Below are 14527 nucleotides of genomic sequence, written 5' to 3'. Positions count from 1 at the left end.
AACTACTGAAACTGCAGAGGCAGTAAGCGCAGCTAAACCAGAGGAAAAAGCAAGTGAGGTGGCTGCGGAAACACCATCTGCAGAAGCAAAACCTAAGTCTGACAAGGAAACAGAAGCAAAGCCTGAAGGAACTAGCCAAGGGGATGAGTCTAAGCCAGCAGCAGAAGCTAATAAGACTGAAAAAGAAGTCCAGCCAGATGTCCCTAAAAATACAGAAAAAACATTAAAACCAAAGGAAATCAAATTTAATTCTTGGGAGGATTTGTTGAAATGGGAACCGGGTGCGCGTGAGGATGATCCCATCAATCGTTCCTCAGTTGAACTAGCTAAGCGCCATAGAGGTCAGTTGGTGAATGAAAAAGCAAGTAGAAGAGCCAAGGTTCAGGCGCTAGCAAATACCAACTCAAAGGCTAAAGATCACGCTTCTGTTGGTGGAGAAGAATTCAAAGCCTACGCCTTTGACTACTGGCAATACTTGGATTCAATGGTCTTCTGGGAAGGTCTAGTCCCAACTCCAGATGTCATTGATGCAGGGCATCGTAACGGAGTTCCCGTTTATGGAACACTTTTCTTCAACTGGTCCAACAGTATTGCTGACCAAGAGAAATTTGTTGCTGCTTTGAAACAAGATGAGGATGGAACCTTCCCTATTGCACGAAAACTTGTCGACCTTGCTAAGTACTATGGCTTTGATGGGTATTTTATCAACCAAGAAACAACAGGTGACTTAGTAACGCCACTTGGTGAAAAAATGCGTCAATTCATGCTCTATACAAAAGAATATGCGGCAAAAGTCAACCATCCAATCAAGTATGCTTGGTACGATGCCATGACCTATAAATATGGTCGTTACCACGAAGATGGTCTAGGTGATTACAACTACCAGTTCATGCAAAAAGAAGGTGACAAGGTCCCTGCGGATCAATTCTTTGCCAATTTCAACTGGAATAAGGAAAAGAATGACCACTCTGTAGAAATGGCAAAATGGCTGGAACGTAGCCAATATGATGTCTTTGCAGGATTGGAATTGCAACAAGGTGGTTCTTATAAGACAAAAGTTAAATGGGATGCCCTCTTAGATGAAAAAGGCAAGTTACGTTTGTCACTTGGACTCTTTGCACCAGATACAATTACCAGTCTAGGAAAAACAGGTGAAGATTACCATAAAAACGAAGATATCTTCTTCACAGGTTACCAAGGAGATCCGACAGCTCAAAAACCAGCGGACAAAGAGTGGTATGGGATTGCTAATTTAGTTGCAGACCGCACACCAGCAGTAGGCCGGACCTTCACTACCTCCTTTAATACAGGCCATGGTAGAAAGTGGTTTGTAGACGGAAAGGTTTCTAAGGATTCTGAGTGGAACTACCGTTCTGTTTCAGGTGTCTTGCCAACATGGCGCTGGTGGCAGACTTCAACAGGGGAAAAACTTCGTGCAGAATATGATTTTACAGATGCCTACAATGGCGGAAATTCCCTTAAATTCTCAGGTAATGTAGCTGGTAAGACGGACCAGGATGTGAATTTGTATTCTACTAAGTTAGAAGTAACTGAGAAAACCAAACTTCGTGTTGCCCACAAGGGAGGAAAAGGCTCGAAAGTTTATATGGCCTTCTCTACAACTCCAGACTACAAATTCGATGATGCAGATGCATGGAAAGAGCTAACCCTTTCTGACAACTGGACAAATGAAGAATTTGATCTCAGCTCACTAGCAGGTAAAACCATCTATGCAGTCAAACTCTTCTTCGAGCATGAAGGAGCTGTAAAAGATTATCAGTTTAACCTAGGTCAATTAACAATTTCAGACAATCACCAAGCACCACAAGCGCCTACAGGACTTTCTGTGGTGAAACAATCTCTTAAAAATGCCCAAGAAGCTGAAGCAGTGGTCCAGTTTGCGGGTAATCAAGATGCGGATTTCTATGAAGTCTACGAAAAAGATGGGGATAACTGGCGTTTGTTGACAGGTTCATCTGCTTCAACCATCTACTTGCCAAAAGTTAGCCGCTCTGCTAATGCGACTGGTACGACGCAAGAATTGAAAGTTGTTGCAGTTGGTAAAAATGGCCTTCGTTCAGAAGCTGCGACGACATCCTTTAACTGGGGCATGACTGTTCAGGATACGACTCTCCCAAGACCTTTGGCTGAAAATATTGTTCCAGGGGCAACGGTTATCGGTAGCACTTTCCCGAATACCGAAGGTGGAGAAGGTATTGAAGGTATGTTGAACGGTACCATTACCAGTCTTTCAGACAAGTGGTCTTCAGGACAATTGAGCGGTAGTGTCGATATTCGTTTGACTCAGCCACGTACAGTTGTCAGATGGGTGATGGATCATGCGGGAGCTGGTGGAGAATCTGTAAACGACGGTTTGATGAACACCAAAGACTTTGACCTTTATTATAAAGATGCGGATGGTCAATGGAAGTTGGCTAAGGAAGTCCGTGGTAATAAAGCGCACGTTACGGATATCACTCTTGACAAACCAATTACTGCCCAAGACTGGCGTTTGCATGTCATTACATCTGATAACGGAACACCTTGGAAGGCCATTCGTATCTACAACTGGAAGATGTACGAAACCTTGGACACAGAAAGTCAAAATATTCCAATGGCTAAGGTAGCTGCTCGTTCACTTGGAAACCACCAAGTTCAACTGGGCTTCTCTGATGTTCCGGCAGGCGCAACCATCACCGTTTACGACAAGGCTGATTCACAAACACCAATTGCAACCTTGAAGACTGAAACTGGAGGTGACTTGGCAACAGCTCCATTGGGCTTTGACAAGCAACCAACTCTTCTCTACTATCGTACCCAACTACCTGGCAAAGAAATCAGTAACACCTTGGCAGTAGCGATTCCGCAGGATGAAAGAAAAATTGCTGCGGTTAGCCTGGAAAAAGAACCTAAAAAGACGGTTTACAAAGAGGGAGAAAAACTTGACCTTAGAGGCGGAACACTCCGTATTCAATACGAAGGGGGAAAAGCCGACGAGCTGATTAACCTTACTCACTCAGGTGTGACGGTATCTGGATACGACGCTCATCAAAAAGGGGAACAAAATCTAACACTGCAATACCTTGGTTTACCAGTGTCAGGTGATCTTAAGGTCCAAGTGACAGGACAGGATGAAGGAAAACCAAAAGAAGTAGCGAGCTTGTATATTACTAAGAAACCCAAAACAGACTATCTAGTAGGAGATCAACTGGATCTCTCTGAAGGTCGCTTTGGTGTTCTCTATGATGACGAGACAGAAGAGACTCACAGCTTTACTGATGAAGGTATTGAAATCACGGGCTATGATGCTCAGAAGACTGGACGCCAGACCTTGACCCTGCATTACAAGGGGCACACAGCTGAGTTTGATGTCTTGGTTTCTCCAAAGGCTGCAGTTAATGATGAATACCTTAAACAAGAAATCACTGCTGCCCAAGGCCGTCAGTCAACCCTTGCCTATACCTTCTCAAGTGAGGACAAACAAGCTGTACTAGTAGAGAAACTCAATACAGCTAAAGCTGTAGCAGAAAACCATGATGCCAGTCAAGAAGAAGTCAACCGGGCTTTGAATGAGTTGAAACAAGCAGGGACAGACTTGGATGGAAATCAACGTTATCAAACTGCTAGAGAAGAATTGGAAGGCTTGCTTGAATCTGTCCGTAAAAAAGATCCTAAAACCGAGTTGATTGAACAAGCAGAAACTTTGTTGGCTTCAGAGATGCCAACTCCACAAGCTTTTGCGGACATGAAAGAAAAGCTGAATAAGAAACTAGCTCCTGCAGAAGAAAGTCATCATGTTGGTAGCATGAATCCAAGTGAAGTAGCCCCAACAGTTGAGGTCCTCCCTGAACTAGTTGTTGAAACTGAAACAACAGCCTATGAACGTCAAGAGCGACCAAATGCGAACCTTCTTAAAGGTCAACGTCAACTTGTCCAAAAAGGAGAAGAAGGGCAGATTCGTCGTCTAGTAGAAGTAGATGCTCAAGGCAATCGTATCCTTCGTACAACAGAAGTTCTCAAGAAAGCTGTTCCAGAGATTACCGAAGTAGGTACAAAAGTTCTTTCAAGTAATCAACCAGCAGAAGGAGTAAAAGACTTAGTTTTAGAAATTCCGAAACTAGAAATTGAAGAGGATACAGTGGTCTTCGAACGTCAAGAGCGACCAAATGTGAACCTTCTTAAAGGTCAACGTCAACTTGTCCAAAAAGGAGAAGAAGGGCAAATTCGTCGTCTAGTAGAAGTAGATGCCCAAGGTAAACGCACCCTTCGTTCAACTGAAATTCTCAAGGAAGCTGTTCCAGAGATTACCGAAGTAGGTACAAAAGTTCTATCAAGCAATCAACCAGCAGAAGGAGTAAAAGACCTAGTTTTAGAAATTCCGAAACTAGAAATTGAAGAGGATACAGTGGCCTTCAAACACCAAGAACGTCCAAATCCAAATCTCCCAGTCGGTCAACGTCAACTTGTCCAAGCAGGAGTTGAGGGACAAATTCGTCGCTTGGTTGAAGTAGATAGTCAAGGCAATCGTACTCTTCGTTCAACAGAAGTTCTCAAGAAAGCTGTTCCAGAGATTACCGAAGTAGGTACAAAAGTTCTATCAAGCAATCAACCAGCAGAAGGAGTAAAAGACCTGGTTCTAGAAACTCCGAAACTAGAAGTTGAAAAAATTGCAGTATCCTTTGAACGTCAAGAACGTCCAAACTCAGAGCTTCTCAAAGGTCAACGTCGTATTGTTCAAGCTGGAGAAGAAGGACAAATTCGTCGCTTGATTGAAGTAGATAGCCAAGGCAATCGTACCCTTCGTACAACAGAAGTTCTCAAGGAAGCTCTTCCAGAAATTGTTGAAATTGGAACAAAAGTAAAAACAGAACCAGCAGTAGCGCCTACACAAGCAAAACCATCCCAAAATACAGCAGTTAAATCAGAAGAAGCAAGTAAGCAATTGCCAAATACAGGAACTGCTGATGCCAATGAAGCCCTAATAGCAGGATTGGCAAGCCTTGGTCTTGCTAGTTTAGCCTTGACATTGAAACAGAAAAAAGAAGATGAAGATTAAATATCGAAAAATCTTGTGAAATCTTTCCTTATATTTCCAAAGTGTGATATAATAGTTTCGAATAAAATAAATAAAGGGGTTTTTGTAACATGGCAAAACTTACTGTTAAAGACGTTGACTTGAAAGGTAAAAAAGTCCTCGTTCGTGTTGACTTCAACGTACCATTGAAAGATGGCGTAATCACTAACGACAACCGTATCACAGCAGCTCTTCCAACTATTAAGTACATCATCGAGCAAGGTGGACGTGCAATTCTTTTCTCTCACCTTGGACGTGTGAAAGAAGAAGCTGATAAAGCTGGTAAATCACTTGCTCCTGTAGCAGCAGACTTGGCAGCTAAATTGGGCCAAGACGTTGTTTTCCCAGGTGTAACTCGTGGTGCTGAATTGGAAGCAGCTATCAACGCTCTTGAAGATGGACAAGTTCTCTTGGTTGAAAACACTCGTTACGAAGATGTTGATGGCAAGAAAGAATCTAAAAACGATCCTGAACTTGGTAAATATTGGGCATCACTTGGAGATGGTATCTTCGTAAACGATGCATTCGGTACAGCTCACCGTGCACACGCATCTAACGTTGGTATCTCAGCAAACGTTGAAAAAGCAGTTGCTGGTTTCCTTCTTGAAAACGAAATTGCCTACATCCAAGAAGCAGTTGAAACTCCAGAACGTCCATTCGTAGCCATTCTTGGTGGTTCAAAAGTTTCAGACAAGATCGGTGTTATCGAAAACTTGCTTGAAAAAGCTGATAAAGTCCTTATCGGTGGTGGTATGACTTACACATTCTACAAAGCACAAGGTATCGAAATCGGTAACTCACTTGTAGAAGAAGACAAATTGGATGTTGCGAAAGCTCTTCTTGAAAAAGCAAACGGTAAATTGATCTTGCCAGTTGACTCAAAAGAAGCTAACGCATTTGCTGGTTACACTGAAGTGCGTGACACTGAAGGTGAAGCAGTTTCTGAAGGCTTCCTTGGCCTTGATATCGGTCCAAAATCTATCGCTAAATTTGACGAAGCTTTGACTGGTGCGAAAACAGTTGTATGGAACGGACCTATGGGTGTATTTGAAAACCCAGACTTCCAAGCTGGAACAATCGGTGTGATGGACGCTATCGTGAAACAACCAGGCGTTAAATCAATCATCGGTGGTGGTGATTCAGCTGCCGCAGCAATCAACCTTGGTCGCGCAGACAAATTCTCATGGATTAGTACGGGCGGAGGCGCTTCAATGGAGCTTCTCGAAGGTAAAGTATTGCCAGGCTTGGCTGCACTTACAGAAAAATGATTTCAGCCCGTTAGTCTCTACAAAATCCTGATTTTGTAGAAAAAGGAACAAAACTGAAACGTTAACAAAAAGGTGGCTATGTCACCTTTTTGTGCTAGTGGAGGTATTTGTGACGCGGTGGTGGGGCATCAATGGAACTTCTTGAAGGAAAAGTTCTTCCGGGACTTGCAGCTTTGACAGAAAAATAAGATTTCATAAATGAATCAAAGAAGAGAGGAGTGAAAGTTCCTCTTTTCTTTTGCTTAAAATAAAAACGCTTCCTCTCAACTATTCATCATAAAATCAGCCAATTTATGATAAAATGGAAATAGAAAGTTGAGATTATGAGTTATTTTAAAAAATATAAATTCGATAAATCCCAGTTCAAACTTGGTATGCGAACCTTTAAAACAGGTATTGCTGTTTTTCTAGTTCTCTTGATTTTTGGCTTTTTTGGTTGGAAAGGTCTTCAAATCGGTGCTTTGACAGCCGTTTTTAGCTTGAGGGAGAGTTTTGATAAGAGTGTTCATTTTGGGACTTCGCGTATTCTAGGAAATAGTATCGGTGGCCTCTATGCCTTGGTTTTCTTCCTAATAAATAGTTTTTTCCACGAAGCCTTTTGGGTAACCTTAGTTGTTGTTCCAATCTGCACCATGTTAACCATTATGACAAATGTAGCCATGAATAACAAAGCAGGGGTTATTGGTGGTGTAGCAGCTATGTTAATCATTACCTTATCAATTCCGAGTGGGGAAACGATTTTGTACGTGTTTGCGCGTGTATCAGAAACTTTCATGGGAGTTTTTGTCGCAATTCTCGTAAATTACGATATTGATCGTATTCGGCTCATTTTAGAGAAAAAAGAAAAATAATGTTACATTTTATAACATTATCAATTGACGTTTGTCTTTTTTTAGACTATAATAGACAGAAAGAAGGAAATTGTAAATGAAGGAAAAAGAATTTCGCCGAAATATGGCTGTTTTTCCTATCGGCAGTGTTATGAAGTTGACCGACCTATCGGCGCGTCAGATTCGTTATTATGAAGATCAAGAGTTGATTAAGCCTGATCGAAACGAAGGGAACCGTCGCATGTATTCCTTGAATGACATGGATCGTCTGCTTGAAATCAAAGATTATATCTCTGAAGGTTATAATATCGCTGCCATCAAGAAAAAATATGCTGAACGTGAAGCGAAATCCAAGAAAGCGGTGAGTCAGACTGAGGTGCGTCGTGCACTTCATAATGAACTCCTCCAACAGGGTCGCTTTGCTTCAGTACGGTCACCTTTTGGTCGCGGTTAGGCAACCGCAAGTAGTTATACATTAAGGAGAAAACTCATGCCAATCACAGCTGCAGATATTCGTCGTGAAGTCAAGGAAAAAAATGTTACCTTTATTCGTCTCATGTTCTCAGATATTTTGGGAACCATGAAAAACGTCGAAATTCCTGCTACAGATGAACAGTTAGATAAAGTCTTGTCAAATAAGGCTATGTTTGATGGATCTTCTATTGAAGGTTTTGTACGTATCAATGAGTCAGATATGTACTTGTACCCTGACTTGGATACATGGACAGTCTTCCCTTGGGGAGATGAAAATGGAAGTGTTGCAGGTTTGATCTGTGATGTCTATACAACAGAAGGTGAGCCATTTGCAGGTGATCCTCGTGGCAATTTGAAACGTGCTCTTCGTCACATGGAAGAAGTGGGATTCAAGTCCTTCAACCTTGGACCAGAACCAGAATTCTTCCTATTTAAACTTGATGAAAATGGAGACCCAACACTTGAAGTAAATGACAAGGGTGGCTACTTTGATTTGGCGCCTACTGACCTTGCGGACAATACACGTCGTGAGATTGTCAATGTCTTGACCAAAATGGGATTTGAAGTAGAAGCAAGTCACCATGAGGTTGCGGTTGGACAACATGAGATTGACTTTAAGTACGATGAAGTTCTCCGTGCTTGTGATAAGATTCAAATCTTTAAACTCGTTGTTAAAACCATTGCTCGCAAACATGGTCTTTACGCAACCTTTATGGCCAAACCAAAATTTGGTATTGCCGGATCAGGTATGCACTGTAATATGTCCTTGTTTGATGCAGAAGGAAACAATGCCTTCTTTGATCCAAATGATCCAAAAGGAATGCAGTTGTCAGAAACGGCCTACCATTTCCTTGGTGGTTTGATTAAGCATGCCTACAACTATACTGCCATCATGAACCCAACGGTTAACTCATACAAACGTTTGGTTCCAGGTTATGAAGCGCCTGTTTATATTGCTTGGGCTGGTCGTAACCGTTCGCCACTTGTGCGCGTGCCTGCTTCACGTGGTATGGGAACTCGTCTTGAGTTGCGTTCAGTGGATCCAATGGCGAACCCTTACATCGCTATGGCTGTGCTGTTGGAAGTTGGTTTGCATGGTATTGAGAATAAAATCGAAGCACCAGCTCCTATCGAAGAAAATATCTACATCATGACAGCAGAAGAGCGTAAGGAAGCTGGTATTACAGACCTTCCATCAACCCTTCACAACGCTTTGAAAGCTTTGACAGAAGATGAAGTTGTCATAGCGGCTCTCGGAGAACATATCTATACTAGTTTCCTTGAAGCCAAACGAATCGAATGGGCAAGTTATGCAACCTTCGTTTCACAATGGGAAATTGATAATTATTTAGACCTTTACTAATACTAATATAGAAGGAAGATTGTCCGTGAGGATAATCTTTTTTTCTTGTATTTTATATCGAGGTGTGATATATTTTATATAACGAAGTGCGATATATCGAACTGGATAGGAGGTAGCTATAAATGGAATTAACGGATAAGATTCGTCGAGTTTATCTTCCGATGACGGAAACGGGCTTTTATATCTTGTTCTGTCTGCAAAAGGAAGGTCATGGGTACAGTATTACGCAAAAGGTCAAGGAGATGACAGATTTGCAAGTTTCGATTAGTCCTGGAACTATGTATGGAACCTTGTCAAAAATGGAAAAGGATGGTTTGATTTCCTTTGTCCGAGAAGAGGAGAAGCGTAAAATCTATCAGATTACAGACTTGGGAAGAAAAGTCTTAGATATTGAATTGAAACGTATTGAACGGCTCTATAGAAACAGTCTGGAGGAAAGATGATGGAAAAGAAGGTTGTTTATAGAATTGCTACCATTGCGGATTATGATAGAGAGGCTTTATATCTTAGAAAAATGCATGCTGAGGGCTGGAAACTCAAGGAAGTGACCTACTCTAACTTAGTAGTTGCGGTTAAGTATACTTTTGAAAAGTGCCAACCGGAGCAGGTGTCTTATCAGTTGGACTTTTATCCTATGAAAAAATCAGAGAGAGCCTCCTATTTACAATTATTTAAAGACTGTGGATGGGAGCATATTACAGACTTTAATGGTTTTTCCTACTTTAGAAAGCTTCATTCTGGAATTGAGTTGGATGCCGAGTTTGAAATTTATAATGACGCGGCCGGGAAGCTAGCTATGGTCAAACGGATTTTAACGAGGCGGATGCTTCCTATTTTGCTTCTCTTTTTAGCTCTACTACCGGTTTTCTCAAAGTTTGTCACTGGAGGTAGTTCTTTCAGTTGGGAAATGTTTTTGATTGTTATAATAGATGGTGTTTTATTGATAGTTCATTCGATTCAGATGTCTTATATTTTTTGGAGATTGTTTCAAAAGTGGAAAGAATTATCTGATAAATAAAACCATGCATGTTTTCTAATTTGGAGGTGCGATGATGAAAAGCAAACTACAATTTCGGATTTTTACGATTCTTGATGAGGATAAGAAAGAAGAATATTTACATGAGATGCACTTGAAAGGTTGGAGGTATAGAACGAGTCGTTTTGGTTTTTTCTATTTTGACCAATGTCAACCAGACGATGTCATCTACCGTATCTATGATTCTAGATTTCTTAAAAAATATAAGCATGAACTGCAAGATTTTAGAAATAGAGGTTGGGAATTGATAGAAAGAGGTTTTTATTCAATTTTTCGTAAACCGGCTTCTAATATACTTCCAGAGGATCAAGTCTATATGAGTAAGGGGCTCAGATGGGAAGTTATGCGATATAGATTTCGTTCATGTGCAGCTACTTTCTTAGGTGGTTTGGTTGTTTGTATAAGTTTATTTAAAGAAGAACTTTCTATGTCTTTCTTCGTTATTTTTCTTTTATATGCCTTTATGATTTCTTATTTAATTCATGGCTATTTAAGGCTTAAAAGGGCATACCGAGTAGATAAACAGTAAGGTTCTAGGTCTTTAGACTGATTTTTAGCACTCTTGGCAAAAGAGTGCTAATTTTTTGAGTTTTTGTCTTGACATTCTCTTTTAAGGGTGTATAATAGAATCATAAGTTAGCACTTGAGTGTATCGAGTGCTAATCGATCAGACAGAGAGGAGTGATGAGGTGGTTACAGAGCGTCAGCAGGATATTTTAAATCTGATTATTGACATCTTTACCAAAACGCACGAACCTGTCGGATCCAAAGCCTTGCAAGAGTCTATTAACTCTAGCAGTGCAACCATTCGTAATGACATGGCGGCTCTAGAAAAGCAAGGGTTGCTTGAGAAGGCCCATACTTCAAGTGGTCGGATGCCAAGTGTTGCTGGTTTTCAGTACTATGTGAAACACTCACTGGATTTTGACCGACTAGCTGAAAATGAGGTATATGAGATTGTCAAAGCCTTTGATCAGGAATTCTTCAAATTGGAGGATATTCTGCAAGAGGCTGCTAACCTGCTGACAGACTTGAGTGGCTGTACGGTAGTAGCACTGGATGTTGAGCCGAGCAGGCAACGTTTGACAGCCTTTGATATCGTCGTTCTGGGGCAACATACAGCCTTGGCAGTATTCACCCTAGACGAGTCTCGAACGGTTACCAGTCAGTTTCTGATTCCAAGGAACTTTTTGCAGGAGGATTTGCTGAAGCTGAAGAGCATCATTCAGGAACGTTTCCTCGGCCACACCGTTCTAGATATTCACTACAAGATTCGGACGGAGATTCCGCAGATTATCCAGCGTTACTTTACAACAACGGACAATGTTATCGATCTCTTTGAACATATCTTTAAGGAAATGTTCAACGAAAACATTGTGGTGGCGGGCAAAGTCAATCTCTTGAATTTTGCCAATCTGGCAGCTTATCAGTTCTTTGACCAACCGCAAAAGGTGGCTCTGGAGATTCGTGAGGGTCTGCGTGAAGATCAGATGCAAAACGTTCGTGTTGCAGACAGTCAAGAGTCCTGTCTAGCCGACCTAGCGGTGATTAGTAGCAAGTTCCTCATTCCTTATCGGGGAGTTGGAATTCTAGCCATTATCGGTCCAGTTAATCTGGATTATCAGCAATTAATCAACCAAGTCAATGTAGTCAATCGTGTTTTGACCATGAAGTTGACAGATTTTTACCGCTACCTCAGCAGTAATCATTACGAAGTACATTAAGATTGAAATCATTAAAGGAGGCGAAAATGGCCCAAGATATAAAAAATGAAGAAGTAGAAGAAGTTCAACAAGAGGAAGTTGTGGAAACGGTAGAAGAAACAACTCCTGAGAAGTCTGAATTGGACTTGGCAAATGAACGTGCAGATGAGTTCGAAAATAAATATCTTCGCGCTCATGCAGAAATGCAAAATATCCAACGCCGTGCCAATGAAGAGCGTCAAAATTTGCAACGTTATCGTAGCCAGGACTTGGCAAAAGCGATTCTCCCTTCTTTGGACAACCTTGAGCGTGCACTCGCAGTTGAAGGTTTGACAGATGATGTGAAGAAGGGCTTGGAAATGGTGCAAGAAAGCTTGATTCACGCTTTGAAAGAAGAAGGAATCGAAGAAATCGCAGCTGACGGTGAATTTGACCATAACTATCATATGGCCATCCAAACTCTTCCAGCAGACGATGAACACCCAGCAGATACCATCGCTCAAGTTTTCCAAAAAGGCTACAAACTCCATGACCGCATCCTACGCCCAGCTATGGTAGTGGTGTACAACTAGGCTAGAGAACTTAAAAAACTTGTCCGAAACGACAATAAACTATGAAGAAAGATAAGAGGCAAGCCGGAGGCTTGCAAGGAAGATATTTCCCGCCGTGGTGAAAGTTTCAGTAGCTTTTGCTACTGAAACAGGGGATTTTTGAGACAATAGGCTCAAAAATAAGTGATGAAATCCCGAAGGGAGTTGCTCACGTCCCCACCACTTAAGGGAAATATAAAAAAAAGAAAATTAACTAACAAGGAGAAAAACACATGTCTAAAATTATCGGTATTGACTTAGGTACAACAAACTCAGCAGTTGCAGTTCTTGAAGGAACTGAAAGCAAAATCATCGCAAACCCAGAAGGAAACCGTACAACTCCATCTGTAGTCTCATTCAAAAACGGTGAAATCATCGTTGGTGATGCTGCAAAACGTCAAGCAGTTACAAATCCAGATACAGTTATCTCTATCAAATCTAAAATGGGAACTTCTGAAAAAGTTTCTGCTAACGGAAAAGAATACACTCCACAAGAAATCTCAGCTATGATTCTTCAATACTTGAAAGGTTATGCTGAAGACTACCTTGGTGAAAAAGTAACCAAAGCAGTTATCACAGTTCCTGCTTACTTCAACGACGCTCAACGTCAAGCCACAAAAGACGCTGGTAAAATCGCTGGTCTTGAAGTAGAACGTATCGTCAACGAACCAACTGCAGCAGCTCTTGCTTATGGTTTGGACAAGACTGACAAAGAAGAAAAAATCTTGGTATTTGACCTTGGTGGTGGTACATTCGACGTCTCTATCCTTGAATTGGGTGACGGTGTCTTCGACGTATTGTCAACTGCAGGGGACAACAAACTCGGTGGTGATGACTTTGACCAAAAAATTATCGACCACTTGGTAGCAGAATTCAAGAAAGAAAACGGTATTGACTTGTCTACTGACAAGATGGCAATGCAACGTTTGAAAGATGCAGCTGAAAAAGCTAAGAAAGACCTTTCTGGTGTAACTTCAACTCAAATCAGCTTGCCATTTATCACTGCTGGTGAAGCTGGACCTCTTCACTTGGAAATGACTTTGACTCGTGCAAAATTTGACGATTTGACTCGTGACCTTGTAGAACGTACAAAAGTTCCAGTTCGTCAAGCCCTTTCTGATGCAGGTTTGAGCTTGTCAGAAATCGACGAAGTTATCCTTGTTGGTGGTTCAACTCGTATCCCTGCCGTTGTTGAAGCTGTTAAGGCTGAAACTGGTAAAGAACCAAACAAATCAGTAAACCCTGATGAAGTAGTTGCTATGGGTGCTGCCATCCAAGGTGGTGTGATTACTGGTGATGTTAAAGACGTTGTCCTTCTTGACGTAACACCATTGTCACTTGGTATCGAAACAATGGGTGGAGTATTTACAAAACTTATCGATCGTAACACTACTATTCCAACATCTAAATCACAAGTCTTCTCAACTGCAGCAGACAACCAACCAGCCGTTGATATCCACGTTCTTCAAGGTGAACGCCCAATGGCAGCAGATAACAAGACTCTTGGACGTTTCCAATTGACAGATATCCCAGCTGCACCTCGTGGTATCCCACAAATCGAAGTAACATTTGATATCGACAAGAACGGTATCGTGTCTGTTAAGGCTAAAGATCTTGGAACTCAAAAAGAACAAACAATTGTGATCCAATCTAACTCAGGTTTGACTGACGAAGAAATCGACCGCATGATGAAAGATGCAGAAGCAAACGCTGAAGCAGATAAGAAACGTAAAGAAGAAGTTGACCTTCGTAACGAAGTAGACCAAGCTATCTTCGCGACTGAAAAGACTATCAAGGAAACTGAAGGAAAAGGTTTTGACGCAGAACGTGACGCTGCCCAAGCTGCCCTTGATGATCTTAAGAAAGCTCAAGAAGACAACAACTTGGACGAAATGAAAGCAAAACTTGAAGCATTGAATGAAAAAGCTCAAGGACTTGCTGTTAAACTCTACGAACAAGCTGCAGCAGCCCAACAAGCTCAAGCAGGAGCAGAAGGCGCACAAGCAACAGGAAACGCAGGAGATGACGTTGTAGACGGAGAGTTTACGGAAAAGTAAGGTGCAAAGCCTGTTAAAACCTCACAGTGAAAATAGGAAATCTGACGCAGAAACTTTAGTTTCTAGAAAGATTTGTCTTTTTCGCCAAGAGGTTAGGGCGTGCTCGATTCGGTAAGATGTTGAGGCGTTAAG

Annotated in this window: 11 protein-coding genes; all 11 read left to right on the top strand. The window is 41.5% G+C overall.

The genetic code is table 11. The annotated features are described in order from the left end of the window. Positions 1–58 precede the first annotated feature (58 nt). Positions 59–5056: an endo-beta-N-acetylglucosaminidase gene (locus KUA57_RS07510; protein ID WP_431830574.1), complete on the top strand. Its 4998-nt coding sequence runs from the start codon at positions 59–61 to the stop codon at positions 5054–5056. Positions 5057–5145: 89 nt separating this feature from the next. Then, positions 5146–6342: a phosphoglycerate kinase gene (locus KUA57_RS07505; protein ID WP_001096743.1), complete on the top strand. Its 1197-nt coding sequence runs from the start codon at positions 5146–5148 to the stop codon at positions 6340–6342. A gap of 323 nt (positions 6343–6665) precedes the next feature. Then, the gene (locus tag KUA57_RS07500; RefSeq protein ID WP_218493988.1) at positions 6666–7193 is read left to right on the top strand and encodes an FUSC family protein; all 528 of its coding nucleotides are present in this window, start codon (positions 6666–6668) and stop codon (positions 7191–7193) included. Positions 7194–7269: 76 nt separating this feature from the next. Next, positions 7270–7626, top strand: coding sequence for a transcriptional repressor GlnR (glnR, locus tag KUA57_RS07495; RefSeq protein WP_000659548.1), 357 nt, complete (start codon positions 7270–7272; stop codon positions 7624–7626). A 36-nt stretch (positions 7627–7662) separates the two neighbouring features. Continuing rightward, positions 7663–9009, top strand: a complete 1347-nt coding sequence (glnA, locus tag KUA57_RS07490) for a type I glutamate--ammonia ligase (RefSeq protein WP_049501990.1) — start codon at positions 7663–7665, stop codon at positions 9007–9009. Between the two features lie 122 nt (positions 9010–9131). Continuing rightward, on the top strand, positions 9132–9452 hold the full coding sequence (locus KUA57_RS07485) for a PadR family transcriptional regulator (protein WP_000423971.1): 321 nt from the start codon (positions 9132–9134) through the stop codon (positions 9450–9452). Beyond that, positions 9452–10027 (top strand): DUF2812 domain-containing protein, encoded by a 576-nt coding sequence (locus KUA57_RS09725; RefSeq protein ID WP_004238824.1) that lies wholly within the window; start codon positions 9452–9454, stop codon positions 10025–10027. Before KUA57_RS07485 ends, KUA57_RS09725 begins: the two co-directional genes overlap by 1 nt. A 34-nt stretch (positions 10028–10061) precedes the next feature. Next, positions 10062–10574, top strand: a complete 513-nt coding sequence (locus tag KUA57_RS07475; protein WP_218493998.1) for a DUF2812 domain-containing protein — start codon at positions 10062–10064, stop codon at positions 10572–10574. A gap of 160 nt (positions 10575–10734) precedes the next feature. Next, a complete protein-coding gene (gene hrcA, locus KUA57_RS07470; protein ID WP_000255759.1) occupies positions 10735–11769 on the top strand; it encodes a heat-inducible transcriptional repressor HrcA in 1035 nt (344 codons plus the stop codon). Between the two features lie 26 nt (positions 11770–11795). Then, positions 11796–12320 (top strand): nucleotide exchange factor GrpE, encoded by a 525-nt coding sequence (gene grpE / locus KUA57_RS07465; protein ID WP_218493987.1) that lies wholly within the window; start codon positions 11796–11798, stop codon positions 12318–12320. Between the two features lie 251 nt (positions 12321–12571). Beyond that, positions 12572–14395, top strand: coding sequence for a molecular chaperone DnaK (dnaK, locus tag KUA57_RS07460; RefSeq protein WP_000034667.1), 1824 nt, complete (start codon positions 12572–12574; stop codon positions 14393–14395). Positions 14396–14527 lie beyond the last annotated feature (132 nt).

It is taken from the genome of Streptococcus vulneris (assembly GCF_019218685.1).
Classification (GTDB): Bacteria; Bacillota; Bacilli; order Lactobacillales; family Streptococcaceae; genus Streptococcus; species Streptococcus vulneris.
The sequence above is the reverse complement of the archived record's forward strand: the minus strand, read 5'-3'. Positions and strand labels throughout refer to the sequence as shown.